This is a genomic window from Pseudomonas sp. NFACC51 (assembly GCF_900103575.1).
Taxonomy (GTDB): Bacteria; Pseudomonadota; Gammaproteobacteria; order Pseudomonadales; family Pseudomonadaceae; genus Aquipseudomonas; species Aquipseudomonas fluorescens_Q.
In genome coordinates this window covers 29,361-53,913 of sequence record NZ_FMXH01000019.1, presented here as the reverse complement: position 1 = coordinate 53,913, position 24,553 = coordinate 29,361, and the positions used below count along the sequence as shown (strand labels likewise).

Genomic DNA, 24,553 nt, shown 5'->3' with positions numbered 1-24,553 from the left:
AAGAATCACCGTTTGCTTTTGATGATGGTGCCCAGGCCTTGCAGATAGGCCACCAGCGCGTCCATTTCAGTCTTGCCCTTGACGGCATCCTTGGCACCGGCGATGTCTTCGTCGGTGTAAGGCACGCCCAGGGTGCGCAGGACTTCCATTTTCTTGGCGGTGTCTTTGCCGTCGAGCTTGTTTTCTACGAGGAACGGGTAGGCTGGCATTTTCGACTCAGGCACCACGTTGCGCGGGTTATACAAGTGCGCACGCTGCCAGTCGTCGGAGTAGCGGCCGCCAACGCGGGCCAGGTCCGGACCGGTACGCTTGGAACCCCACAGGAATGGGTGGTCCCAGACGCTTTCACCGGCGACCGAATAGTGGCCATAGCGTTCGGTTTCGGCGCGGAACGGACGGATCATCTGCGAGTGGCAGCCGACACAACCGTTGGCGATATAGATGTCACGGCCTTCCAGTTCAAGGGCGGTACGTGGCTTCATGCCCTCGACCGGCTTGTTGGTCACGTCCTGGAAGAACAGCGGGACGATCTGGGTCAGGCCGCCGATGCTGACGGCAATGACCATGAAGAAGGCCAGCAGGCCGATATTCTTCTCTACTGCTTCGTGCTTCATCAGTGAGCTCCAACTACGGCGATCTTGGCGGCGGCTTCAGCTTCAGCCGGGTCAGAGGCACGAACGGTGCGGTACACGTTGTAGGCCATGAGCAGCATGCCGCTGGCGAAGAACGCGCCGCCCAGGGCACGCACGATGAAGCCAGGGTGGCTGGCCTGCAGAGCTTCGACGAACGAGTAGGTCAGGGTGCCGTCGTCGTTGATTGCACGCCACATCAGGCCTTGGGTGATGCCGTTGACCCACATCGAGGCGATGTAGAGCACGGTACCGATGGTCGCGAGCCAGAAGTGCGCGTTGATCAGGCCGGTGCTGTGCATCTGCGCACGACCGAACAGTTTCGGGATCATGTGGTAGATGGCGCCGATGGAAATCATCGCCACCCAGCCGAGCGCACCAGCGTGCACGTGGCCGATGGTCCAGTCGGTGTAGTGGCTCAGGGAGTTGACGGTCTTGATGGCCATCATCGGGCCTTCGAAGGTCGACATGCCGTAGAACGCCAACGACACCACCAGGAAGCGCAGGATCGGGTCGGTGCGCAGCTTATGCCAGGCGCCCGACAGGGTCATCATGCCGTTGATCATGCCGCCCCAGCTTGGCGCCAGCAGGATGATCGACATTGCCATGCCCAAGGACTGCGCCCAGTCTGGCAGCGCGGTGTAGTGCAGGTGGTGCGGACCGGCCCAGATGTACAGGGTGATCAGCGCCCAGAAGTGCACGATGGACAGGCGATAGGAATAGATCGGACGCTCGGCCTGTTTCGGCACGAAGTAGTACATCATCCCCAGGAAGCCGGTGGTCAGGAAGAAACCCACGGCGTTGTGGCCGTACCACCACTGGATCATCGCATCGGTCGCACCCGAGTAGGCCGAGTACGACTTGAAGAAGCTGACCGGCAGGGAAGCGTGGTTGACGATGTGCAGCATGGCAGTCACGACGATGAAGGCACCGTAGAACCAGTTACCGACGTAGATGTGCTTGGTCTTGCGCTTGACGATGGTGCCGAAGAACACCAGACCGTAGGTCACCCAGACGATGGCCAGCAGGATAGCCAGGGGCCATTCCAGCTCAGCGTATTCCTTGGTGGTGGTGTAACCCAGTGGCAAGGTCACGATCGCACCGACGATGACCGCTTGCCAGCCCCAGAAGGTGAAGGCGGCGAGGCTGTCGGAGATCAGTCGCGTTTGGCAGGTTCGCTGCACGACGTAATAAGAAGTGGCAAACAATGCACAACCACCGAAGGCGAAGATCACCAGGTTGGTGTGCAGCGGGCGCAGGCGTCCAAATGTCGTCCATGGCAGATCGAAGTTCAACTCCGGCCAGACCAGTTGCGAGGCGATGAAGACACCGAGCCCCATGCCAAGGATCCCCCAGACCACCGTCATGATGGCGAACTGGCGGACTACCTTATAGTTATAAGCAGTCGGACTGATTGCTGTGCTCATTCTAAGGTTCCACGGTTTGGGTGTTTTATTAGGATAAAAATCGGTCGCAAGTATGGAGAAAGCGGGGGGTCATTGCAACGCGCCATGACCTGGGTCAATGCTTTCCAAAGCTGATTCTGCGGCCTTTCCATGTTCCGTGTAGGGACAAAATTGGCCCTCGGCAAAATGTCGCAACGAAGGAAAGAGGCGAGGGGGTCGGGTCGGTTGTAACGGGGTGTGTTCAAACACAGCGTTCGGGTGATGCCAGGCAACTGTCGCAACAGCCGGTATTCACCTGCCTTTGCGGCCTTTTTGATGAACGATTGTCGAACGCATCGGGTCGGGTCGACCTGAAACCGGCAGTCGCCAGCGCACGCAAAGGCAAGCTTAGACCCGATTCCGGGGAACCGAAAGAAAGACTATGGGAGGGTGCGACAATGCGTCGCGCAGGGACACGGAGCAGCCGCATCCAGACGGATACGGCTGTTCACGCGGTCAAGATTTATTCGCTTTTGTGTTCGGCTTGCAGGCGCTCGGCACCGGCGGTGTGGGACAGGCTGTAGACGTAGGCGGCCAGCAGTTGCACCTTGTCATTGCCCAACAACTCATTCTGCGCTGGCATGTGGCCCTGGCGACCATGGCGAATGGTCTGTTGTAACTGGGCCAGGCTGGTGCCATAGATGAAACCGGCCGGTTGCGTCAGGTTCGGCGCGCCCATGGCTTCGGTCCCTTGGCCGTTGGCGCCGTGGCAGGCGACGCAGGTGGTGTTGAAAGCCTGCTGTCCGGCCTGCAGATCGGCACCGCTGTCTGCCGGCAACGGCAGGCCGGCCAGGTCGTGGCGTACATACGCGGCCACGTTCTTGACCCCGGCGTCCCCCAGTACTTCGCCCCAGGCGGGCATCGCCGCCATGCGACCGCCCATGATGGTGGCCTTGATGGTGTCGGCAGCACCGCCCCAACGCCAGTTGCTGTCGGCCAGGTTCGGGAAGCCAAAGGCACCCTTGGCGTCCGAGCCGTGGCAGACCGAGCAGTTGGAGGCGAACAGGCGGCCACCCATCTTCAAGGCCTGTGGGTCCTTGGCCACTTCCTCCACGGGCATGGCGGCGAATTTGGCGAAGATCGGTCCGAACTTGGCATCGGCCTTGGCCATCTCCTTTTCCCATTCATGGGCGCCGGTCCAGCCGTTCTCGTAGCCTGGCAGGATGCCTTTCCAGTTGCCCAGGCCCGGATAGAGGACCAGGTAGCCGACGGAAAACACCAGGGTGCCGGCAAATAACAGGAACCACCATTGCGGCAGGGGGTTGTCGTACTCCTCGATGCCGTCGAAGCTGTGGCCCATGGTCTGGTCGACGCTGCCCTTGGTCTCGCCCTTGCGAGTGCCGATCAGCAACCACGTCAGGCCGATGAGGCTGCCGATGGTCAGTACGCAGATCCACGTACTCCAGAAGGTGGTCATGGCCGGGTACTCCTTGTTGCAGGGTCTTGGGGGGGGACGATGTCGGCAGCTGGCTCGTCGGCGAACGGCAGCAGGCGCGCTTCGGCGAACTCTGGACGACGTTTGCTGCTGAATACCCACAGGGTCAGGCCGATGAAGGCGATGAACACCACGACCGTGCCCAGGCCGCGGATCATTCCAGTACTCATTTCAAGAACCATGGCTCACCTCTTGCTCTTGATGGCAGTGCCGAGCACTTGCAGGTAGGCCACCAGCGCGTCCATTTCGGTCTTGCCCTTGAGCGAGGCCACGCTGGCGGTGATGTCGTCATCGGTGTACGGCACACCCAGGGTACGCATGGCGCGCAGCTTGCCTTCGGTGTGGCTGCTGTCTACCGCTTGGGTCACCAGCCACGGGTAGGCCGGCATTTTCGACTCGGGCACGACGTTGCGCGGGTTGTACAAGTGGGCGCGGTGCCAATCATCGGAGTATCGCGCGCCAACCCGGGCCAGGTCCGGCCCGGTGCGCTTGGAGCCCCACAGGAATGGGTGGTCCCAGACGCTTTCACCGGCGACGGAGTAGTGGCCGTAGCGCTCGGTCTCGGCGCGGAACGGACGGATCATCTGCGAGTGGCAACCGACGCAGCCTTCACGAATGTAGATGTCACGGCCTTCCAGTTGCAGGGCGGTGTAGGGCTTCATGCCGTCCACCGGTTTATTGGTCACGTCCTGGAAGAACAGCGGCACGATCTGGGTCAGGCCGCCAATGCTCACGGCCAGGACCATCAGCAGCATCAGCAGGCCGACGTTTTTTTCGATTGTTTCGTGTTTCATGGTGGACTCCTCAGGCCATCTGCGCGGCAGCGGCGGCTTCGGCAGGCTGGTAGGCCCGCACGGTGCGCCAGGTGTTGTAGGCCATCAGCAGCATGCCGAGGAGGAAGATCGACCCGCCCGCCAGCCGCACGACGAAGCCTGGGTGACTGGCCACCAGGGTTTCGACGAAGGAGTAGGTGAGCGTGCCGTCCTCGTTCACCGCACGCCACATCAGGCCCTGGGCGATGCCGTTGACCCACATCGAGGCGATGTAGAGCACGGTGCCGATGGTCGCGAGCCAGAAGTGCGCGTTGATCAGGCCGATGCTGTGCATCTGTGGCCGGCCGAAGACTTTCGGGATCATGTGGTACAGGGCGCCGATGGAAATCATTGCCACCCAGCCGAGTGCGCCGGCATGGACGTGACCGATGGTCCAGTCTGTGTAGTGGGAGAGGGCGTTGACGGTCTTGATCGCCATCATCGGACCTTCGAAGGTCGACATGCCGTAGAACGCCAGGGACACCACCAGGAACCGCAGGATCGGGTCGCTGCGCAGCTTATGCCAGGCACCCGAGAGGGTCATCATGCCGTTGATCATGCCGCCCCAGCTTGGCGCCAGCAGAATCAGCGACATCACCATGCCCAGGGATTGTGCCCAGTCCGGCAGCGCGGTGTAGTGCAGGTGGTGAGGGCCGGCCCAGATGTACAGGGTGATCAGGGCCCAGAAGTGCACGATGGACAAGCGATAGGAATACACTGGGCGCTCGGCCTGCTTCGGCACGAAGTAGTACATCATCCCCAGGAAGCCTGCGGTGAGGAAGAAGCCCACGGCGTTGTGGCCGTACCACCATTGCACCATCGCGTCCGTGGCCCCGGCGTAGACCGAGTAGGACTTGGTGAGGCTCACCGGCAGTTCCAGGTTGTTGACGATGTGCAGGATCGCCACGGTCAGGATGAACCCGCCGAAGAACCAGTTACCAACGTAGATGTGCTTGGTGTTGCGCTTGGCCACGGTGCCGAAGAACACAATCGCGTAGGCAACCCAGACGATGGTGATCAGAATGTCGATCGGCCATTCCAGCTCGGCGTATTCCTTGGAACTGGTGTAGCCCAGTGGCAGGCTGATGGCCGCCAGCAGGATCACCAGTTGCCAGCCCCAGAAGCAGAACGCGGCGATTTTCGGCGCAAACAGCTGAGTCTGGCAGGTGCGCTGCACCGAATAGAACGAACTGGCGAACAACGCACAGCCACCGAAGGCGAAGATCACCGCGTTGGTGTGCAGCGGGCGCAGGCGGCCGAAGCTGGTCCAGGGCAAATCGAAGTTGAGCTGTGGCCAGACCAATTGGGCGGCGAGAAAAACCCCGAGCCCCATGCCGACGATGCCCCACACCACCGTCATAATGGCGAATTGGCGGACCACCTTGTAGTTGTAGGCGGTACTGATAGAAGTGTTCATGGTTCCCCATCCACGGTTCAGCCGAAGTGAGCGCCTGCGCAAGGCAGTGCGGCGTTCTTCGCCTGGAGTTATAGGCAGACTAAAAGCGAGATCAGCATGGACAAACAGCACAAGGCCAGTATTGACGGGGATCAATGGGTGCGGTGTGTGGCCGAACACGGTTGGCTATGGACGGCCGCGCGGTCGGGCGCCAGTGCCGAGGCGCCGACCCTGATCCTGGCCCACGGCGCCGGTGCACCGATGGACAGCGGATTCATGGAGGAAATGGCTGCGGGCCTTGCCGCGCATGGGGTCAACGTGCTGCGCTTCGAGTTTCCCTACATGGCCCAACGACGTTTGGACGGGGGCAAGCGCCCTCCGAACCCGGCACCGAAACTGCTGGAGTGTTGGCGTGAGGTGTACGCCACGGTGCGGCCTTATGTCGCTGGGCGACTGGCCATTGGCGGTAAGTCCATGGGCGGGCGCATGGCGAGTTTGCTGGCCGATGAATTGGGCGCCGACGCGCTGGTGTGCCTGGGCTATCCCTTCTATGCGGTGGGCAAGCCGCAGAAACCGCGGGTCGAGCACTTGGCGACGTTGAAGACCCGGACCTTGATCGTCCAGGGCGAGCGCGATGCGTTGGGCAATCGGGAGGCGGTGCAGGGGTATGAATTGTCACCGGGCATCGAGGTGATGTGGTTGGTGGCGGGGGATCATGACCTGAAACCGCTGAAGGCTTCGGGGTTTAGTCATGAGCAACATATGGAGGCGGCGGCGCTCAGGGTGACAAAATTCCTTGAGTAACCTTTTGCCTGACTGTCACCGTCCCATCGCGAACTGACCTGCTGCAATTTTTACTTCCTGGAATTGCGCTTGCTCGCGATGGATCATTCAGACCGTAACTAATTTTTCATGTCATCCCGGATTAAGTCGAATGTCCCCGTCGGGTGCATGTCGTACCCATCGGTGTTGAAATGAGCGGTGAAATTGCCCTTCGCGGTTCCACCCACAGGATCGAGCCTGATAGTCAATTCTGCGCTGTCAGCGCGGACCGATTGAAACCAGCCGGGCTGACCAGGAATCGAATGCGTGTGACGGAAGGAGAAGCCGCCTTCTAATGTGTAACTCGCGTCCATCACTTCCTCGCTGACATAATCAACCCCAATTTGGAAATAGAAATAATCACCAGTACTTGGGTAGTCGGCAGTGCCGGTAAGGAACCAGGTGTGCTCTCTTGGGGGCGGAGAGAGACGCAGTAAGAAAGACGTAGATCTTGCATGAACGAGCGTAGGGCCGAGGTACCAAGAAAAGGATCCGTTGAGCCGCTGGTGCTCGTCTTTGGGAAAGTAGAAGTCATGAACTTTCATGTGAAAGAACCTCATTGCTAATCGTTTTTATGAAATGTTCTCCCTTGTTGCATTTGCACTTTAACGATGTGGCGATTGCGGTCTACTGTCAGAGTTGACAGGTCACGACAAAACCTCATCGCGAGCAGGCACGCGTGAGCGGCCTTCCAGGCGGTAAAAAACCCGGAAGCCTACGCTGTCCGGGTTTTTTGTGAGGCAGGCATCTGTCAGCGGTTAAACCGCTCCACCAACGAATACTGCGTATTGGCCGTGCGGGTCAGCTCTTCGCTGAGCAGCGCCGAGCTGTGGGCCTGGCCGGAGGTCTGGTCGGCCAGTTCCGAGATATTGCTGATGTTGCGGCTGATCTCCTCGGCCACTGAGCTTTGCTCCTCGGTGGCGGCGGCGATCTGGGTGGTCATGTCGGTGATGTGGGCCACCGCTTCGCTGATCCCCACCAGAGCCTCGTCCGCTTCCATGACCCGTGCCACGCCTTCTTCGGCCTGGCGATGGCCAGCGTCCATGGTCTGCACGGCGTTGGTGGCGGTCTGCTGGAGTTTGGCGATCAGGGCGTGGATCTGCCCGGTGGATTCGCTGGTGCGTTGTGCCAGTTGCCGCACTTCGTCAGCCACCACGGCAAAGCCACGGCCCATCTCCCCGGCACGGGCCGCTTCGATGGCGGCGTTGAGAGCCAGCAGGTTGGTCTGGTCGGCGATGCCTTTGATCACGTCCACCACGCCGCCGATCTCGTCGCTGTCCTTGGCCAGTTGGGTCACGGTCTGCCCGGTTTCGCCGACCACCACCGACAGGCGCTCGATGGCTTCGCGGGTTTCGCCGGCGATGTCGCGGCCGCGGCTGGTCAGGCGGTTGGCTTCCTGGGTGGCATCGGCGGTGCGCTGCACGTGGCTGGCGACTTCCTGGGTGGTTGCCGCCATCTGGTTGACGGCCGTGGCGACCTGTTCGGTTTCCACCCGCTGGCGCTCCAGGCCGCTGGAACTGTTATGAGCCAGGGTGTTGGATTGGCGAGCCTGGTCGTTAAGGTGTTCGGCGGTGTCCTGCAGGCGGGTCAGGCAGGTTTTCAGGCGTGCTTCCTGGCTGAGGATCGACATCTCCAGGCGTGCCTGGACGCCGCGGCTGTCGGTGTACATCCGGGCGATCAGCGGGTCGGACGTGGTTTGCTCGGCCAGGCGCAGCAGGCGCTTGATTCCGCGTTGCTGCCATTGCAGGCCCATCAGCCCCAAGGGCACCGACAGCACGGCCGCCAGGGCAAAGCCCCAGGACGAATCCAGGAACGCGCCGACGACGAAACTCAACTGGCTGACCAGGATAAACGGTAGCCAGTCCTGCAGCATGGGCACCCATTTGTCGCTGCCCGGAACCGCGGACTTGCCTTGGTTGATGCGTTGATAAAGCGCTTCGGCCCGAGCGATCTGTTCGGCGGAGGGCTTGACCCGCACCGATTCGTAGCCGACCACTTGATTGCCCTCGAACACGGGCGTGACATAGGCATTGACCCAGTAATGGTCGCCGTTCTTGCTGCGGTTCTTGACGATGCCCATCCATGGCAAGCCTTGTTTCAGCGTACCCCACATGTGTGCGAACACTGCGGATGGGACGTCGGGATGGCGCACGAGATTGTGCGGTGAACGAATCAGTTCTTCCTTCGAATACCCGCTGATGTCAACGAACGCGTCGTTGCAGTAGGTGATCACGCCCTTGGCATCGGTGGTCGAAATCAATCGTTGTTGGGCCGGGAAGGTCCTTTCGCGTTGTGTGACGGGTTGGTTGTTACGCATGTGTGTTGATCCGCAAGGCTTTGAAAGGCTATGAAAGGTTGTCGGCGGTGTCAGGTTTTAATTGAAGTTATTTTTGCCTGTCGCTATCACGCCAGCATCGGGTAGGTAAATAGGGCGAAATGAAGCAGATTGAGAAGAAAATGCGTAGCAATCGCCGCGCCCAGACCGCCAAAACGATACGCCAGGCCGTAGCCGACCCCCGCCAGGCCCGACAACAGCACCCATTGCCAACCTGCGCCAGCGTGTACCAGGCCGAACAGCAGCGAGGTCAGGAGCAGCGCCAGGTTGTCGCCGTAACCCAGGTGTTTGAAGCGTCGGCTCAAGCCTCCCTGAATGTAGCCACGAAATAGCGCTTCCTCCACAAGCGTCACCAATAAAAGATTATTGAGCACCCACAACCAGGCGTGTTCCGGCCATTTTGGTGCCCAGTGGATCATGCCCAGCAGCATCGCCCCGCCGAGGGCCAGCACCGCGCTCAGCGCCAGCCCCAGGGCCGTGGCGTAGACCGACAGGCGAAGTGACCGCTGGCCGACGATCCAGGGGCAGGCCAGCAGCAGCCAGAATCCGATCAGGGGCTTGTCCTGGTTCAGGTACATGGCAAATGGCGCGGCGTCGTCGGTCAAGCGTTGCGCCGGGATCGCCCGCCCGTTGAAGAAGCCGGGCATCCAATGCAAGGCCAACGCCAGGGCCAGTACCACAAATAGAATGTGACCGAGAAACCGGCCGATTGGCATGGGTTGCTGGCGAACGGCATACCCGGCGAACAGCAATAGCGCGACTGAGATGAGGGCGGTCCAGGCCAACTGGCCGTAGGCCAGGGCCAAGCCATAGCCGATGGCGAGCATGGCCAGGTAGGGCCAGGGTAAAGCGGGCATATAACATCCTTTTAGACGGTAGAGCTTTGGGCGAAAGTGGCCGCCGCGTCTATGACGCTGCCATATCGCGCAAAGAGCACGTTTTGTATCCATGCAGGCTCATGCGTAGGAGGGGCAAGCCGTTGGCTGACTCTGTTCCGTGATTGCCGACGGGATTATAGGCGGGCTCGTGCAAAAACGCCGCTTGTTAAAACGCTAATGACGGTCAGTAAGCCACAGGACCTGTGGAGCGAGCTTGCTCGCGATAGGGGCTTGTCAGTCAACATCGATGTTGGCTGTTCTACCGCTATCGCGAAAGCTTGCTCCCACAGAGGGGCTTGTTTTTCACTGACCCGTGTTCGCTGTAAGAGACGGGTCTTTCTAGCCGGCAATCAATTGCCGCAACACATAGTGAAGGATTCCGCCGGCCTTGAAATATTCCACTTCATTCAAGGTATCGATCCGGCACAACACTTCGATTCGCTCCCGGCTGCCGTCCTCGCGGGTAATGACCAAGGGCAGGTTCATGCGCGGCGTCAGTTCGACGTCATTGAGCCCGAGGATGTCCAGGGTTTCCTTGCCCGTGAGGTTCAGGCTCTTGCGGTTCTGGTCGAGCTTGAACTGCAACGGCAGCACGCCCATGCCCACGAGGTTGGAGCGATGGATACGCTCGAAGCTTTCGGCGATCACCGCCTTGACCCCTAGCAGGTTCGTGCCCTTGGCTGCCCAGTCCCGGCTCGATCCGGTGCCATATTCCTGGCCGGCGATCACCACCAGCGGCGTGCCCATTGCCTGGTACAGCATGGCGGCGTCGTAGATCGGCATTTTTTCGCCACTGGGGATGTAGATCGTGTTGCCGCCTTCTTCGCCGTCGAGCATTTCGTTGCGAATGCGGATATTGGCGAAGGTGCCGCGCATCATCACCTGGTGGTTGCCACGCCTGGAACCGTAGGAGTTGAAGTCTCGCGGTTCCACGCCTTGTTCGCGCAGGTAGCGACCGGCCGGGCTGTCCGCCTTGATGTTGCCGGCCGGGGAGATGTGGTCGGTGGTGACCGAGTCTCCCAGCAGTGCCAGGATCCGGGCGCCTTCGACGTTCTTGACGGCCGGTGGCGGCCCGTCGATGGCGTCGAAGAACGGCGGATGCTGGATGTAGGTCGAGTCGTCCTGCCAGACGTAAGTCGCCGCCTGCGGCACTTCGATGGCTTGCCATTGCTCGTCACCGGCAAATACGGCGGCGTATTCCTTGTGGAACATGCTGGTGTTGACCTGGGCGACGGCGGTGGCCACTTCCTGGCTGCTGGGCCAGACATCCCGCAGGTACACCGGCTTGCCGTCCCGGTCGTTGCCCAGCGGCTCGCTGCTGATGTCGATGCGCACGGTGCCGGCCAGGGCATAGGCGACCACCAGCGGTGGCGAAGCCAGCCAGTTGGTCTTCACCAGTGGGTGCACCCGGCCTTCGAAGTTGCGGTTGCCCGACAACACCGAAGCCACCGTCAGGTCGGCTTTCTGAATGGCTTTTTCGATGGGCTCCGGCAACGGTCCGGAGTTGCCGATGCAAGTGGTGCAACCATAGCCCACCAAGTCGAAACCGAGTTTATCCAGGTATTCGGTCAGCCCGGCCGCCTTGTAGTAGTCGGTGACCACCTTGGAACCCGGGGCCAGGGAGCTCTTGACCCAAGGCTTGCGGGTCAGGCCTTTCTCCACGGCTTTTTTCGCCAGCAGCCCGGCGGCCATCATCACGCTGGGGTTGGAGGTGTTGGTGCACGAAGTAATGGCGGCAATCACCACCGCGCCGTTTTTCAGGCGATGGGTGTGGCCTTCGAATTCGTATTCGGCTTCGCCCACCTGGTCGGCATTGCCCACCGCGACGCCACCGCCACCTTCACTTTCCAGGCGACCTTCTTCTTTACTGGTGGGTTTGACCTGCAACCCCAGGAAGTCGCTGAAAGCCTGGCCGACATTTGGCAGCGAAACCCGGTCCTGCGGACGTTTCGGCCCGGCGAGGCTGGCCTCGACGCTGCCCATGTCCAGCTCCAGGGTGTCGGTGAACACCGGTTCCTGGCCGGGCAAGCGCCACAGGCCCTGGGCCTTGCAATAGGCTTCCACCAATTTCACCGTTTCCGCTGGACGTCCCGACAGGCGCAAGTAGTCCAGGGTCACCTCATCCACCGGGAAGAAACCGCAGGTGGCGCCGTATTCCGGCGCCATGTTGGCGATGGTGGCGCGGTCGGCAAGGGGCAGGTCGGCCAGGCCGTCGCCATAGAACTCGACGAACTTGCCCACCACGCCTTTTTTGCGCAGCATCTGCGTGACGGTCAGCACCAGGTCGGTGGCGGTGATGCCTTCGTGCAGCTTGCCGATGAGTTTGAAGCCGATGACCTCGGGAATCAGCATCGACACCGGTTGGCCGAGCATGGCGGCTTCCGCCTCGATCCCGCCGACGCCCCAGCCCAGCACGCCGAGGCCATTGATCATGGTGGTGTGGGAGTCGGTGCCCACCAGGGTGTCCGGGAACGCGTAGGTGCGACCGTCTTCCTCTTTGGTCCACACGGTGCGGCCCAGGTATTCGAGGTTGACCTGATGGCAGATGCCAGTGCCCGGCGGCACCACGCTGAAGTTGTCGAAGGCGCTCTGGCCCCAACGCAGGAAGGCGTAGCGTTCGCCGTTGCGTTGCATTTCGATGTCGACGTTCTGCTCGAACGCCTGGCTGCTGGCGAATTTGTCCACCATTACCGAGTGGTCGATCACCAGGTCCACCGGTGACAGCGGGTTGATCCGCTGGGGATCACCGCCGGCCTTTTCCACGGCGGCACGCATGGCGGCCAGGTCGACCACGGCGGGGACGCCGGTGAAGTCCTGCATCAACACCCGTGCCGGGCGGTATTGGATCTCTCGGTCGGATCGGCGCTCTTTCAGCCAACCGGCCAAGGCCTTGAGGTCGGTGCCGGTGACGGTTTTTTCATCTTCCCAGCGCAGCAGGTTTTCCAGCAGCACTTTCAGCGACATGGGCAGCTTGTCCAGGTCGCCGAGGCTTCGGGCGGCCTCCGGCAGGCTGAAATAGTGGTAGGTCCTGGCGTCGACTTGCAGTGTTTTAAGGGTTTTCAGGCTATCGAGGGACGGCATTGCAATCACTCCTTTAAGTCCGCACGGCTACGGACTGACGGAACGGACAGAGCCTTTAACCTAGCCCTGTTTTGAGCGTATGACTAATCACTGGACTCTATGGGCAGGTTCGCGGTTCCGAACTCCGCTATCATGCGGCGGTTTTCGTGACAGGCTTTGCTACGGAGTTTCAATGAACACGCTTTTCATGCACTGCCGGCCGGGCTTCGAAGGCGAGGTCTGTTCCGAGATCGCCGAACACGCGGCCCGACTCAACGTTGCCGGCTACGCCAAGGCCAAACCGGCCAGTGCCTGCGCTGAATTTGTCTGCACTGAAGACGACGGTGCCGAGCGGCTGATGGGTGGTCTGCGTTTCGCCGAACTGATTTTTCCGCGCCAGTGGGCGCGGGGTACTTTCATCGATTTGCCGGAGACCGACCGCATCAGTGTCATCCTGGCCCACATGGCTGCTTTCCCGACCTGCGGCAGCCTGTGGCTGGAAGTGGTGGATACCAACGACGGCAAGGAACTGTCGAACTTCTGCAAGAAATTCGAAGGCCCCTTGCGCAAGGCGCTGATTGGCGCCGGCAAGCTGGTGGACGATCCGCGCAAGCCGCGCCTGCTGCTGACATTCAAGAGTGGCCGCGAAGTGTTCCTGGGCCTGGCCGAATCCGATAACTCGGCCATGTGGCCCATGGGCATTCCCCGCCTGAAGTTTCCCCGGGAAGCGCCGAGCCGTTCCACCCTCAAGCTTGAAGAGGCTTGGCACCATTTCATTCCCCGGGACCAGTGGGACGAGCGCCTGCACAGTGACATGACCGGCGTGGACCTCGGCGCGGCACCGGGTGGCTGGACCTGGCAACTGGTCAACCGTGGGATGCTGGTGACGGCCATCGACAACGGACCGATGGCTGAAAGCCTGATGGACACCGGCCTGGTGCAGCATTTGATGGCAGACGGCTTCACGTTCAAACCCAAGCAGCCGGTGGACTGGATGGTCTGTGACATCGTCGAGAAGCCAGCGCGTAACGCGGCGATGCTGGAAGAATGGATCGGCGAGGGTCATTGCCGCGAGGCGGTGGTCAACCTCAAGCTGCCGATGAAGCAACGGTACGCCGAGGTCAAGCGCCTGCTCGAACGCATCGCCGACGGTTTCAAGGCGCGGGGCATCAAGGTCGAGATCGGTTGCAAGCAGCTGTACCACGACCGTGAGGAAGTGACCTGCCATTTGCGGCGGTTGGATACGAAGAAACCGAAGTCCCGTTGATGCTGTCTTGAACAGCTTTTGTGGCGAGGGAGTTTGCTCCCGCGGGGTTGCGAAGCAACCCCGATCCAAAGAGCGACGACTGCTGCGCAGCCGAGCGGGAGCAAGCTCCCTCGCCACAGGGATGGATGCAGGTCTGTTAAGGGCGCCGACATTGCGCGACAATGCCGGCCAGTTTCAGGAGTAGAACATGAGTGAAATGAACGACACGCCGGTCGACGGCACGCTGGATGCCACGGGCCTCAATTGCCCGGAACCGGTGATGATGCTGCACCAGCACATCCGCGACCTGGCCCCCGGTGGCCTGCTGAAAGTCATCGCCACCGACCCGTCGACCCGTCGCGACATCCCCAAGTTTTGCGTGTTCCTGGACCACGAACTGGTGGCCCAGCATGAAGAGGCGGGTACCTACCTCTACTGGATCCGCAAGAAGCTTGCTTAAGCCGTCGAGCGGCTGATGCGGATCTGCTTGCGCGCGCTGCGGGCCAGACGGATCGACAGCATCAGCGCCGCGCAGCTCAAGCCCACGATCAAGCCTTGCCACAAGCCACTCGGGCCGCTGGCCACACCGAGCCAGTCGGTCAGGCCCAGGGCGTAACCCACTGGCAGGCCGATACCCCAATAGGCGAACAGCGTCAGGATCATCGTCACCCGGGTGTCCTGATAGCCGCGCAACGCGCCCGCCGCCGTGACCTGGATCGCATCGGAAAACTGAAACAGCGCCGCGTAGACGATCAGCATCGACGCCACCTCGATCACCACCGGGTCGGCGGTATAGATCGCGGCGATGGGGCCGCGCAATGCGAACATCAGGCTCGCCGACAGGCAGGCGTAGGCCAGCGCCGTGCCCATGCCCACCCCCGCGGCGAAGCGCGCTTCACGGGGCTGAGCGCGCCCCAGGGCCTGGCCGACCCGCACCGTCACGGCCATGCCCAGGGAGTAGGGGATCATGAACACCAGGGAACTGAAGTTCAGTGCGATCTGGTGCCCGGCCACCACCGTGGCGCCGAGGCTGCCGATCAGCAGGGCAATCACTGCGAAAATACTCGACTCGGCAAACACCGCGATGCCAATCGGCAGGCCGATGCCCAGCAGGCGCTTGATGACCGCCCATTGCGGCCAGTCGAAACGGCTGAACAACCGGCTCGACTGATAGGCCGGTGCCCAGCGGGCCCAACCGGCCATGCCCAGGGCCATGACCCACATCACGATGGCCGTGGCCCAGCCGCAACCGACCCCGCCCATGGCGGGCACGCCCAAGTGCCCGTAGATGAAGATGTAATTGAGCGGAATGTTCAGCGCCAACCCGCACAGCCCCAGCACCATCGCCGGCCGCGTGCGTCCCAGGCCGTCGCTGAAGCAGCGCAGTACGTGGTACAGCGCCACGGCTGGCAGGCCCGTGCCGATGCCGCGCAGGTATTCCATGCATGGGCCAATCAATTCGGGGTCGACATTCATGATGTGCAGGATCGGTTCGGCGCTGAACAGCGCCAGTGAGGCGATCAACCCCACCACCAATGCCAGCCACAGCGCCTGGCGCACCAGCGGGCCGATCTCGGCGAACGTGCCGGCACCGAAGCGTTGGGCAACTTTCGGCGTGGTCGCCAGCAATGTGCCGGTCATCAACAGGAACACCGGCACCCAGATCGAGTTACCCAATGCCACCGCGGCCAGGTCCCGTGGGCCGACGCGACCGGCCATCACCGCATCGACGAACCCCATGGCGGTGGTTGCCAGTTGCGCCACCATGATCGGCAAGGCCAGGGCCAGCAAGGTCCTGAGTTCCAGGCGAACGCGGGCCGGGCGGGAGAGGGTGGTGGTATCGATTACAGGGTTCACAGGCGAAGCGTCCGAAAAGATTAAGCGCAAGGCGGCGAATTCTACGCCTTGACACAGTGGTCAGGAAAAAACCTGTGTTGTGGATTTGTAATTGCTCGCTCCCTTGTATCCAGCCTGTACTCTTTGGACCGGGAACAGGGTGACCCGTGGCGAGGGAGCTTGCTCCCGCTCGGCTGCGCAGCAGTCGTCGCTCTTTGGATTGGGGTTGCTGCGCAACCCAGCGGGAGCAAGCTCCCTCGCCACAACATCATTCACTGAAGGAATGCACGGAGTTACTGGAACGCCTACACTGCCTACCCCGCCAAAGGAGCTTTGCCATGCTGATCGTCGCCGACGAAAACATCCCCCTGCTTGATGCATTTTTCCAAGGATTCGGCGAAATCCGCCGGGTACCGGGCCGGGGGATCGACCGGACGATGGTCGAGCAAGCCGACGTGCTGCTGGTACGTTCGGTCAGCCAGATCAATCGGGCTCTGCTGGAAGGCAGCAAGGTGCGCTTCGTCGGCACCTGCACCATCGGCACCGATCACTTGGACCTGGATTATTTCGCCGAGGCCGGTATTCGCTGGGCCAGCGCGCCGGGCTGCAATGCCCGTGGCGTGGTGGACTATGTGCTGGGCAGCCTGATGACCCTGGCAGAAATCGAAGGTGCGCAACTTGAGCAACGAACCTTCGGTGTGGTCGGCGCAGGCCAAGTGGGCGGGCGGTTGATCGAGGTGCTCAAGGGGTTGGGCTGGACCGTGAAGGTCTGCGATCCGCCGCGTCAGGCTGCCGAGGGGGGCGACTATATGAGCCTGGAGCAGATCATCGAACAGTGCGATGTGATCAGCCTGCACACACCGTTGACCCGCGACGGTGAGCAACCAACCTGGCACCTGTTCGACGAGGCGCGTCTGAACCAGCTCAAGCCCGGGACCTGGCTGATCAACGCGGCCCGCGGCCCGGTGATCGATAACGCCGCGCTGCGCGAAGTGTTGCTGGAACGTGAGGACCTGCAAGCGGTGTTGGATGTCTGGGAGCAGGAACCCACCGTGGATGTGGACCTGGCCGATTTGTGCGTGATCGCGACCCCGCACATTGCCGGTTACAGCCTCGATGGCCGCCAGCGCGGCACGGCGCAGATCTACCAGGCCTTGTGCGCTTTCCTGGAGCGGCCGGTTGAAGTCAGCCTCGGCGACCTGTTGCCTCGACCTTGGCTGGGTGGCATCACCCTGGATGCCGCAACCGACCCGGCCTGGGCCTTGGCGGTGTTATGCCGGAGCGTGTATGACCCCCGTGGCGACGACGCGAACTTTCGCCGCAGCTTGGTTGGAACGGTCAGCGAGCAACGCAGTGCATTCGATGCCCTGCGCAAGCACTACCCGCCGCGGCGGGAAATCGACAGCCTGAAGGTGCGTATCGAAGGGCAGTCGGCGGCCTTGCAACAGATCGTGACGGCGCTGGGTGCCACCGCCCTTTAAGGGGAAATGCTCTTGTGGCGAGGGAGCTTGCTCCCGCTGGGTTGCGAAGCAACCCCAATCCAAAGAGTGACGACTGCTGCGCAGCCGAGCGGGAGCAAGCTCCCTCGCCACAGGTTCCTGCAAAATCAACAGGCATAAAAAACCCGACATCAAGGTCGGGTCCAATTGAAGACGGGCTGTATCACTTTTGTTCGGCAGGCTTGACCAGTCGTTTTTCCAGCTCGCTGCAGGCTTTTTGGATCATGTCTTCGGTGATCGGTACTTCGCGCCCTTGGGCATCGATGAACGAGCAGCCCAGAGACTGGTCCGGTTGCGTGCGGATTACTTGAATCTTGTCGTCGCTGCTGTGTTGCAAGGACATGGCCTGTCTCCTCATCAGGTTGTGTGCCTACTTTAATGTCGCCAGGTGACCGAGCCATGACACTCCTTGTAGGTTCATGGCGACACCTCCACTCAATCAGAAACACAGTTGCGTTTCCAGCCAGACTTTAGACCGATAACATCTAGCCTCTAGTCGTTGTGGTCATATTTAACCTGACTCATTCTGATTCAACTTGGCTCCGCTACGCTTTGGCGTCGCTGGCCGGCCTTTTTCCTGCTGCATTATCGGATGCCCTTGATGCTTTCTTCCCGACATCGCCGTGCCATACGCCTGGCCAGCGGCTTCATCGCCCCTTACCGTAAACAGGTCGCCGGCGCTTTGCTGGCCTTGATTGTCACTGCCGGTATTACCTTGTCCATGGGCCAAGGCATCCGCTTGCTGGTGGACCAGGGCTTCATGACCCGCTCACCGCACCTGCTCAATCAATCCATCGGCCTGTTCATGGTGCTGGTGGTGGGGCTGGCGATCGGTACGTTTGCACGTTTTTACCTGGTGTCCTGGATCGGCGAGCGGGTGGTGGCCGATATCCGGCGGCAGGTCTTCAACCATCTGGTGTACTTGCACCCCGGTTTCTATGAAAACAACCGTAGTTCGGAAATCCAGTCGCGGCTGACCGCCGATACGACCTTGCTGCAATCGGTGATCGGTTCGTCGCTGTCGTTGTTTTTGCGCAACGCCTTGATGGTGGTGGGCGGCATCGTGCTGCTGTTCATCACCAATCCCAAGTTGACCAGTATCGTGGTGATCGCCCTGCCGCTGGTATTGGCGCCGATCCTGGTCTTTGGTCGTCGGGTGCGCAGTTTGTCGCGCCAGAGCCAGGACCGCATTGCCGACGTCGGCAGCTACGTCTCCGAAACCCTTGGCCAGATCAAGACCGTGCAGGCTTACAACCACCAGGTCCAGGACGAACAACGATTCTCCGTGACGGTGGAGCAGGCTTTCGACACCGCCCGCAAGCGCATCGCCCAACGGGCCTGGCTGATTACCCTGGTGATCGTGCTGGTGCTGGGCGCGGTGGGGGTGATGCTCTGGGTCGGCGGCATGGATGTGATCGCCGGGCGGATTTCCGGCGGTGAGCTGGCGGCATTTGTGTTCTATAGCCTGATTGTCGGCAGTGCCTTCGGCACGCTGAGCGAGGTGATCGGCGAGCTGCAACGGGCGGCGGGTGCTGCCGAGCGCATTGCCGAGTTACTGCGTTCGCAGAACATCATCCAGCCACCGGCTTCAGGCCTTGTCACGTTGCCGGAGCGCGTTCGGGGCGATCTGCGCCTCGAAGGCGTGCGTTTTTCCTACCCCTCCCGGCCGGACAGTTATGCGGTCGACGGTCTCGACCTGACCATCAAGGCCGGCGAGACCCTGGCCCTGGTCGGGCCTTCCGGTGCGGGCAAGTCAACGGTGTATGACCTGCTGCTGCGCTTCTACGATCCGGTGCAAGGGCAGATACTGATCGACGACGTGCCGTTGACTCGACTCGATCCGCTGGACCTGCGCCGCCACTTCGCCCTGGTCTCACAGAACCCGGCGCTGTTTTTCGGCACGGTCGAAGAGAATATTCGCTACGGCAACCCTGGGGCAACGTCCGAGCAGGTGCGTGAGGCCGCGCAGATTGCCCACGCCCACGACTTCATCGAAAAAATGCCCGGCGGCTACCAGACCCACCTGGGCGACGGTGGCCTGGGGCTGTCCGGCGGCCAGCGCCAACGCCTGGCCATCGCCCGGGCATTGCTGGTGGACGCGCCGATCCTGCTGCTGGACGAAGCCACCAGTGCCCTCGATGCGCAAAGCGAACACCTGATCCAGCAAGCCCTGCCCAACCTGATGAAAAACCGCACGACCCTGGTCATCGCCCACCGCTTGGCCACGGTGAAAAACGCTGACCGGATCGCGGTGATGGATCAGGGCAAGGTGGTTGCCGTGGGCACTCACCAGGAGCTGGTCGCCAGCAATGCGCTGTACGCGCGGCTGGCAGCGTTGCAGTTCAATGTGGGGCTGGAGTCGACAGCTGACTGAGAACTGCTCCCGCAAGGTCGAGACAACCGATCAAAAAAAGCCCGTATCTTTCGATACGGGCTTTTTTTTGCTTTTGAGGAACAGCTTGCCGCTTGAAGCTCAATGCTTGCCGCTAACCCTCACTGATCATCGAAATACCGCTCATGCCAGTCCACCAGCGGTTGCGGCGAGTTGAGCTTCTGGCCGTAGATCACCGAGTACGACAACACGTTCTGCACGTATTGGCGGGTTTCGTCGAAAGGAATGCTTTCGACCCAGACGTCGAAGCTCAAGTGGTCGGCGCCGCGCAGCCACTGGCGCACGCGACCGGGGCCGGCGTTGTAGGCCGCCGAGGCCAGGACACGGTTGCCGTTGAACTGGCTGTGGACCTGGCTCAGGTAGGCCGCGCCGAGCTGGATGTTCTTGTCTGGGTTCAACACTTGCTGCGGCGAGGCCAGGGGAATGCTGAACTTACGCGCGGTTTCCTTGGCAGTGCCGGGCATCAGTTGCATCAGGCCGGCGGCACCGACGCTGGAGCGAGCATCGTCCATGAACGCACTTTCCTGGCGGGTAATGGCGAACGCCCAGCTTGGATGCAATCCGCGGACCTTGGCTTCGCGCACCAGGGTGTCGCGATGGGCCATCGGGAAGCGGATGTCCAGGTCGTCCCAGTACTTGGCCTGGCTGATGGTGCGAATGGCCGGGAAATACCACTTCAGGTCATAGGCCAGTTTCGCCTGGGCGACCATTTCGTCCCGACTGAAATGCCGGCTGACGTGATACCACTCGCGGCGCCCATCGACGATGTCTCCACGGGCATGAAATTCCAGCGCCCGACGCACGCCAGGGGTGTTGCGCACTTTGTTGATCAGCGCCTGGCTCATCACCAGCGGCTTGTTGACGAGCGAGTACGGTGACTGGGAGCGGTCGGCGGCCAGGAAGCCATAGAAATCTCGTTCACGGGCCAGGTGCTTGTAGAGCGCCAGCGCCTCGGGATTCTGCGGCTGCGCCAGTTCCAGCGTACGGGCTTGCCAGTACCGCCAGCGATTGGTGCTCGACAGCGACTCGGGCAGGCGACGGGTCAGTTGGTAGGCATCGTCCCAGCGGGCCAGGCGCAGCAGCAGGCGCAAGCGCCATTCCGAAACGGTGTCATCGCGCAGTTCCGGGTCGTATTTCGTCATCACGTCCAAGGCCCGGCTGTCGAAGCGCTTGGCCAGGGTCAGGCCGATTTCCCGGGCAATCGCAACTTTTTCATCACGGGAAAAATGCATGGTGCTGGCGTAGCCGTCCAGCAGCGCCATGGCCTTTTCCGGATCCTGGCGGGCCAGGCGCCGCAGGCCGAGGCTGACGATGTCGGACATCGGTTCATCGGCCGGGGTGAAGCGCGAGGGCTGGTTGAGCAACTCGGGTTTTTGCGCCACGTCCACCAGCAGCTTGCCGCGGGGGGCGAGGGTGGTCAGACCGCTGACCAGGCTGTTGGCCAGCGGATAGTTGCGGGCCTGGGCCGCCAGTTTTGTGCGTTCCCAGCGTTTCTGTTCGGTCAACTGGCCCTGGGAGGCCCATAGGCCGAACAAGGCATCGCACGCCTGGGGTTGGGATTTGCCGGAGAGCCACAGCTTTTCGGTATTGGCATAGCCTTCGGCCTTCAAGCCATGGCTGAGCTGGTACTGGGCGTTAAGGCAGTCCAGTTCGGTGAAATTGAGCTTGGGGTCGTAATACTTGACGAAGGTCTCCCAGTCACCGCGCTCGGTCAGCCAACGCAGCCAGCGCAACTTCATCCAGTTGGCCTGGGGCAGATCACCGTGTTCGGCGAGGAACTTCTCGATTTCGGCGTTGCTGGCGCTCTTGAGGCGAGCGGTCAATTCGTCGTAGGCCAGGTAGGGTTCCAGCGGATAATCGCGCAGGGCCTGGCTGTAGCGAAAGTAAGGGCCGGAATCACCCTTGGCCAAGGCACGCTTGGCCTCGTCGTAATATTGGCGTTGAGTGGAGATATCCACCGCCTGCGCGGATTGAACGGCAGTGGCACATACAAAAAGACACGATAAAACACTGAAAAGGCGACTGCGCATGAGACGTCCGGGCATAGAAAACATGACAAGCCCAAGGGGTAACCCAGGGTAACTGTCTGTAGCTTAGCCTTTTGCCAGCAGCCGGCGAAAGCTTTGCAGGGCCGCCGGTGCAAGTTCGCAACATTTGTCATGCAGAGTGCTTCGGTGGCGAAATTGGCGGACCCCTGAGGCCTCATCTCAGGTAGAATGCGCGCCCGGTTTTTGGAGAAGCTCATGACCCTGCTCAAATTCAGCGATGTGTCCCTTGCTTTCGGCGCTATGCCGTTGTTGGACAAGGTGTCCTGGCAGATCGCCCGTGGTGAGCGGGTGTGCATCATCGGCCGCAACGGCACTGGCAAGTCCAGCATGATGAAGCTGGTCAAGGGCGATCAGAAGCCCGATGACGGCTCGGTCTGGCGCGCGCCAGGCCTGAAAATCGGCGAATTGCCCCAGGAACTGCCGGTGGCCGACGAGCGGACCGTATTCGACGTGGTCGCCGAAGGCCTGGACGGTGTCGGCGCGCTGCTGGCCGAGTATCACCACCTGAGCCAGAACATCGTCACCGATGCTGACCTGGACAAGTTGATGCACGTGCAGCACGACCTCGAAGCCCGTGATGGCTGGCGGTTGCAGCAATTGGTCGACAGCACCCTGAGTCGCTTGCAACTGCCGGCCGACAAGACCCTCGCCGAGCTGTCCGGCGGCTGGCGTCGTCGCGTCCTGCTGGCTCAGGCCCTGGTGTCCGAGCCGGACCTGCTGCTGCTCGACGAACCGACCAACCACCTGGACATCGGCGCCATCGCCTGGCTTGAAGAAGCCTTGAAGGACTTCCAGGGGGCGGTGCTGTTCATCACCCACGACCGTTCCTTCCTGCAAAACCTGGCAACCCGCATCCTCGAACTGGACCGCGGCGGCCTGATCGACTGGAACGGCGACTACGCCAGCTTCCTGGTACACAAGGAAGCGGCGCTGGCAGCGGAAGAAACCGCCAACGCGCTGTTCGACAAGAAGCTGGCCCAGGAAGAAGTCTGGATCCGCCAGGGCATCAAGGCGCGGCGCACCCGCAACGAAGGCCGCGTGCGGGCGCTCAAGGCCTTGCGCATGGAGCGCAGCGAGCGTCGCGAGCGCACCGGCAAGGCCAACATTCAGTTGGATACCGCTGACAAGTCCGGCAAGCAGGTCATGGTGCTGGAGAACGTGAGTTTCGCCCACCCTGGCGGTCCGTTCCTGATCAAGGACTTCTCCATGGTACTGCAGCGGGGTGATCGCATTGGCCTGCTGGGTGCCAACGGTACCGGCAAGACCACTTTGCTCAAGCTGATGCTCGGCGGCCTGGTGCCGACCAACGGCAAGGTGGAAGAGGGCACGAAGATCGACGTCGCCTACTTCGACCAGTTGCGCCATCAACTGGACCTGGAAAAGACCGTGATCGACAACGTGGCCGAGGGCCGCGATTTCATCGATATCGATGGCCAGAGCCGTCACGTATTGAGCTACCTCGGCGATTTCCTGTTCAGCCCCCAGCGTGCCCGCACGCCGGTCAAGGCGCTGTCGGGCGGTGAGCGCGCCCGTTTGTTGCTGGCCAAGTTGTTCAGCAAGCCGGCGAACCTGCTGGTGCTCGACGAGCCGACCAACGACCTGGACGTGGAAACCCTGGAATTGCTGGAGGAGGTGTTGTTGACCTTCAATGGCACCGTCCTGATGGTCAGTCACGACCGGGCATTCCTCGACAACGTGGTCACCAGCACGCTGGTGTTCGAAGGCGAAGGCCTGGTGCGCGAATACGTCGGTGGTTATCAGGATTGGCTGCGCCAGGGCGGCTCGCCGCGTCTGCTGGGGGTCACCGAGAGCAAGTCCGGCAAGGCCGACCTGAATTCGGCGGTGGTCAAGGCCGAGCCTGCTCCGGTCGCCGCCGCGGCCCCAGCGAAGAAAAAGCTCAGCTACAAGCTGCAGCGTGAACTGGAAGCCTTGCCGGGTGAGATCGACGCGAAGGAGCAGCAGATCGCAGCGGTAGAAGCCGAAATGGCTGACGCCGGGTTCTACCAGCGACCTGCTGCCGAAACCGCCAAGGTGATTGCGCACCTGGAGCAACTGCAGGCTGAGCTGGATGCATTGGTCGAGCGCTGGGCCGAGCTGGACGCTTGAACCCGCACGCTCAATGACTGTGGCGAGGGAGCTTGCTCCCGCGGGGCTGCGAAGCGGCCCCTGGCGGTGAGTGCTTCGCACTCAAGCGGGAGCAAGCTCCCTCGCCACAGGTTCAGTGAGTTCCTTGGGTGAATCAGCTGCGCTTGACCAGGTGCACCGCCAGCACGTCGCAAGGCGCGCCATGCAGCACGTCGTTGGCGGTCGAGCCCAGCAGCAATGCCAGGCCATGGCGGCCATGGCTGCCGACGACGATCAGGTCGCAACCCTGCTCCTTGGCCAGGTGATGGATCTCCTGGCGCGGCTGGCCGTAGGTCAGGTGGCAGTTTTCCTTTTTCAGGTCAGGGTACTTCACGATCAGTCGCTCAAGGCGTTCCTTGGCTTGATCGAATTGCTGTTGCTGCAACTGGGAAAGGTCCATCGGCACATCACCACCAAAGGCCATGGCCATCGGCTCGACGATATGCACCAGCGACAGCTTGGTGTCTCTGCCGTCGCACAGGGCGCGAGCGCGTTTGACGACGGGATCGCATTCTTCAGTGAGGTCAACGGCGACCAGAACGTGGTTGTAGTACATGGAAGGCACTCCAGAGAATTGCGATACGGTAAGTATGGCT

General features: G+C 61.5%; 20 protein-coding genes. 6 read left to right on the top strand and 14 right to left on the bottom strand.

What is annotated here, in order from left to right:
* Nucleotides 1-5: 5 nt before the first annotated feature.
* From ccoO (BLT00_RS27615) to ccoN (BLT00_RS27590), 6 genes are all read right to left on the bottom strand, one after another.
* Nucleotides 6-614, bottom strand: a complete 609-nt coding sequence (gene ccoO, locus BLT00_RS27615; protein ID WP_018925301.1) for a cytochrome-c oxidase, cbb3-type subunit II — start codon at nt 612-614, stop codon at nt 6-8.
* Nucleotides 614-2,056 (bottom strand): cytochrome-c oxidase, cbb3-type subunit I, encoded by a 1,443-nt coding sequence (ccoN, locus tag BLT00_RS27610; protein ID WP_063322203.1) that lies wholly within the window; start codon nt 2,054-2,056, stop codon nt 614-616. The genes ccoO (BLT00_RS27615) and ccoN (BLT00_RS27610) overlap by 1 nt, the downstream gene beginning before the upstream one ends.
* Nucleotides 2,057-2,537: 481 nt before the next feature.
* The gene (ccoP, locus tag BLT00_RS27605; RefSeq protein WP_092148429.1) at nt 2,538-3,491 is read right to left on the bottom strand and encodes a cytochrome-c oxidase, cbb3-type subunit III; all 954 of its coding nucleotides are present in this window, start codon (nt 3,489-3,491) and stop codon (nt 2,538-2,540) included.
* Nucleotides 3,488-3,691 carry a cbb3-type cytochrome oxidase subunit 3 gene (locus tag BLT00_RS27600; RefSeq protein ID WP_092148426.1) on the bottom strand — a complete coding sequence of 68 codons (204 nt, stop codon included), beginning with the start codon at nt 3,689-3,691 and terminating at the stop codon, nt 3,488-3,490. Before BLT00_RS27600 ends, ccoP begins: the two co-directional genes overlap by 4 nt.
* A gap of 3 nt (nt 3,692-3,694) precedes the next feature.
* On the bottom strand, nt 3,695-4,303 hold the full coding sequence (gene ccoO / locus BLT00_RS27595) for a cytochrome-c oxidase, cbb3-type subunit II (protein WP_063322200.1): 609 nt from the start codon (nt 4,301-4,303) through the stop codon (nt 3,695-3,697).
* 10 nt (nt 4,304-4,313) lie between these two features.
* Entirely contained in the window at nt 4,314-5,738 is a 1,425-nt protein-coding gene (gene ccoN, locus BLT00_RS27590) for a cytochrome-c oxidase, cbb3-type subunit I (RefSeq protein ID WP_060738426.1), read from the bottom strand.
* A gap of 96 nt (nt 5,739-5,834) precedes the next feature.
* Here ccoN (BLT00_RS27590) and BLT00_RS27585 point away from each other — a divergent pair, with 96 nt between their 5' ends.
* Entirely contained in the window at nt 5,835-6,521 is a 687-nt protein-coding gene (locus BLT00_RS27585; RefSeq protein WP_092148423.1) for an alpha/beta family hydrolase, read from the top strand.
* A gap of 98 nt (nt 6,522-6,619) precedes the next feature.
* Here BLT00_RS27585 and BLT00_RS27580 read toward each other — a convergent pair whose 3' ends face one another.
* The 4 genes from BLT00_RS27580 to acnA form a co-directional block, all read right to left on the bottom strand.
* The gene (locus BLT00_RS27580; protein ID WP_092481403.1) at nt 6,620-7,084 is read right to left on the bottom strand and encodes a hypothetical protein; all 465 of its coding nucleotides are present in this window, start codon (nt 7,082-7,084) and stop codon (nt 6,620-6,622) included.
* A gap of 206 nt (nt 7,085-7,290) precedes the next feature.
* The gene (locus BLT00_RS27575) at nt 7,291-8,856 is read right to left on the bottom strand and encodes a methyl-accepting chemotaxis protein (RefSeq protein WP_063322198.1); all 1,566 of its coding nucleotides are present in this window, start codon (nt 8,854-8,856) and stop codon (nt 7,291-7,293) included.
* Between the two features lie 86 nt (nt 8,857-8,942).
* The gene (locus BLT00_RS27570) at nt 8,943-9,731 is read right to left on the bottom strand and encodes a CPBP family intramembrane glutamic endopeptidase (protein WP_092148417.1); all 789 of its coding nucleotides are present in this window, start codon (nt 9,729-9,731) and stop codon (nt 8,943-8,945) included.
* Nucleotides 9,732-10,091: 360 nt separating this feature from the next.
* Nucleotides 10,092-12,833: an aconitate hydratase AcnA gene (gene acnA, locus BLT00_RS27565; RefSeq protein ID WP_092148413.1), complete on the bottom strand. Its 2,742-nt coding sequence runs from the start codon at nt 12,831-12,833 to the stop codon at nt 10,092-10,094.
* Nucleotides 12,834-13,005: 172 nt separating this feature from the next.
* Between acnA and rlmM the strand changes: the two genes are divergently transcribed.
* Together rlmM and tusA are read left to right on the top strand one after the other, a co-directional pair.
* Nucleotides 13,006-14,079: a 23S rRNA (cytidine(2498)-2'-O)-methyltransferase RlmM gene (gene rlmM / locus BLT00_RS27560; RefSeq protein ID WP_092148410.1), complete on the top strand. Its 1,074-nt coding sequence runs from the start codon at nt 13,006-13,008 to the stop codon at nt 14,077-14,079.
* A gap of 187 nt (nt 14,080-14,266) precedes the next feature.
* Nucleotides 14,267-14,518, top strand: a complete 252-nt coding sequence (gene tusA, locus BLT00_RS27555) for a sulfurtransferase TusA (RefSeq protein WP_063322194.1) — start codon at nt 14,267-14,269, stop codon at nt 14,516-14,518.
* Here the strand turns inward: tusA and BLT00_RS27550 are convergent.
* The gene (locus tag BLT00_RS27550; RefSeq protein WP_092148407.1) at nt 14,515-15,915 is read right to left on the bottom strand and encodes an MATE family efflux transporter; all 1,401 of its coding nucleotides are present in this window, start codon (nt 15,913-15,915) and stop codon (nt 14,515-14,517) included. The two genes, tusA and BLT00_RS27550, sit on opposite strands and share 4 nt — an antisense overlap.
* A 317-nt stretch (nt 15,916-16,232) precedes the next feature.
* On the opposite strand from BLT00_RS27550, the gene pdxB reads away from it, so the two are divergent.
* Complete coding sequence (gene pdxB, locus BLT00_RS27540) at nt 16,233-17,375, top strand: 4-phosphoerythronate dehydrogenase PdxB (RefSeq protein WP_092148401.1); 1,143 nt, start codon at nt 16,233-16,235, stop codon at nt 17,373-17,375.
* 181 nt (nt 17,376-17,556) lie between these two features.
* On the opposite strand, the gene BLT00_RS27535 is transcribed toward pdxB, so the two are convergent.
* Nucleotides 17,557-17,736: a PA1571 family protein gene (locus BLT00_RS27535; protein WP_003199629.1), complete on the bottom strand. Its 180-nt coding sequence runs from the start codon at nt 17,734-17,736 to the stop codon at nt 17,557-17,559.
* 249 nt (nt 17,737-17,985) lie between these two features.
* Between BLT00_RS27535 and BLT00_RS27530 the strand changes: the two genes are divergently transcribed.
* On the top strand, nt 17,986-19,767 hold the full coding sequence (locus BLT00_RS27530; protein WP_170862065.1) for an ABC transporter transmembrane domain-containing protein: 1,782 nt from the start codon (nt 17,986-17,988) through the stop codon (nt 19,765-19,767).
* Between the two features lie 119 nt (nt 19,768-19,886).
* Here the strand turns inward: BLT00_RS27530 and BLT00_RS27525 are convergent, their stop codons facing one another.
* Complete coding sequence (locus BLT00_RS27525; protein WP_092148395.1) at nt 19,887-21,815, bottom strand: transglycosylase SLT domain-containing protein; 1,929 nt, start codon at nt 21,813-21,815, stop codon at nt 19,887-19,889.
* Nucleotides 21,816-22,028: 213 nt separating this feature from the next.
* Between BLT00_RS27525 and BLT00_RS27520 the strand changes: the two genes are divergently transcribed.
* Nucleotides 22,029-23,939 (top strand): ATP-binding cassette domain-containing protein, encoded by a 1,911-nt coding sequence (locus BLT00_RS27520; RefSeq protein ID WP_092148392.1) that lies wholly within the window; start codon nt 22,029-22,031, stop codon nt 23,937-23,939.
* A 133-nt stretch (nt 23,940-24,072) separates the two neighbouring features.
* Here BLT00_RS27520 and BLT00_RS27515 read toward each other — a convergent pair whose 3' ends face one another.
* Nucleotides 24,073-24,513, bottom strand: a complete 441-nt coding sequence (locus tag BLT00_RS27515) for a universal stress protein (protein WP_063322188.1) — start codon at nt 24,511-24,513, stop codon at nt 24,073-24,075.
* Nucleotides 24,514-24,553 lie beyond the last annotated feature (40 nt).

What these genes read in the sequence shown, in the direction of transcription:
- acnA (WP_092148413.1), bottom strand. Translation starts at nt 12,833, where the DNA reads ATGCCGTCCCTCGATAGCCTGAAAACCCTTAAAACACTGCAAGTCGAC.
- BLT00_RS27570 (WP_092148417.1), bottom strand. Translation starts at nt 9,731, where the DNA reads ATGCCCGCTTTACCCTGGCCCTACCTGGCCATGCTCGCCATCGGCTAT.
- BLT00_RS27525 (WP_092148395.1), bottom strand. Translation starts at nt 21,815, where the DNA reads ATGCGCAGTCGCCTTTTCAGTGTTTTATCGTGTCTTTTTGTATGTGCC.
- ccoN (WP_063322203.1), bottom strand. Translation starts at nt 2,056, where the DNA reads ATGAGCACAGCAATCAGTCCGACTGCTTATAACTATAAGGTAGTCCGC.
- BLT00_RS27515 (WP_063322188.1), bottom strand. Translation starts at nt 24,513, where the DNA reads ATGTACTACAACCACGTTCTGGTCGCCGTTGACCTCACTGAAGAATGC.
- BLT00_RS27600 (WP_092148426.1), bottom strand. Translation starts at nt 3,691, where the DNA reads ATGGTTCTTGAAATGAGTACTGGAATGATCCGCGGCCTGGGCACGGTC.
- BLT00_RS27580 (WP_092481403.1), bottom strand. Translation starts at nt 7,084, where the DNA reads ATGAAAGTTCATGACTTCTACTTTCCCAAAGACGAGCACCAGCGGCTC.
- ccoO (WP_018925301.1), bottom strand. Translation starts at nt 614, where the DNA reads ATGAAGCACGAAGCAGTAGAGAAGAATATCGGCCTGCTGGCCTTCTTC.
- ccoO (WP_063322200.1), bottom strand. Translation starts at nt 4,303, where the DNA reads ATGAAACACGAAACAATCGAAAAAAACGTCGGCCTGCTGATGCTGCTG.
- ccoP (WP_092148429.1), bottom strand. Translation starts at nt 3,491, where the DNA reads ATGACCACCTTCTGGAGTACGTGGATCTGCGTACTGACCATCGGCAGC.
- ccoN (WP_060738426.1), bottom strand. Translation starts at nt 5,738, where the DNA reads ATGAACACTTCTATCAGTACCGCCTACAACTACAAGGTGGTCCGCCAA.
- tusA (WP_063322194.1), top strand. Translation starts at nt 14,267, where the DNA reads ATGAGTGAAATGAACGACACGCCGGTCGACGGCACGCTGGATGCCACG.
- BLT00_RS27575 (WP_063322198.1), bottom strand. Translation starts at nt 8,856, where the DNA reads ATGCGTAACAACCAACCCGTCACACAACGCGAAAGGACCTTCCCGGCC.
- BLT00_RS27530 (WP_170862065.1), top strand. Translation starts at nt 17,986, where the DNA reads ATGCCCTTGATGCTTTCTTCCCGACATCGCCGTGCCATACGCCTGGCC.
- BLT00_RS27535 (WP_003199629.1), bottom strand. Translation starts at nt 17,736, where the DNA reads ATGTCCTTGCAACACAGCAGCGACGACAAGATTCAAGTAATCCGCACG.
- BLT00_RS27520 (WP_092148392.1), top strand. Translation starts at nt 22,029, where the DNA reads ATGACCCTGCTCAAATTCAGCGATGTGTCCCTTGCTTTCGGCGCTATG.
- rlmM (WP_092148410.1), top strand. Translation starts at nt 13,006, where the DNA reads ATGAACACGCTTTTCATGCACTGCCGGCCGGGCTTCGAAGGCGAGGTC.
- BLT00_RS27585 (WP_092148423.1), top strand. Translation starts at nt 5,835, where the DNA reads ATGGACAAACAGCACAAGGCCAGTATTGACGGGGATCAATGGGTGCGG.
- pdxB (WP_092148401.1), top strand. Translation starts at nt 16,233, where the DNA reads ATGCTGATCGTCGCCGACGAAAACATCCCCCTGCTTGATGCATTTTTC.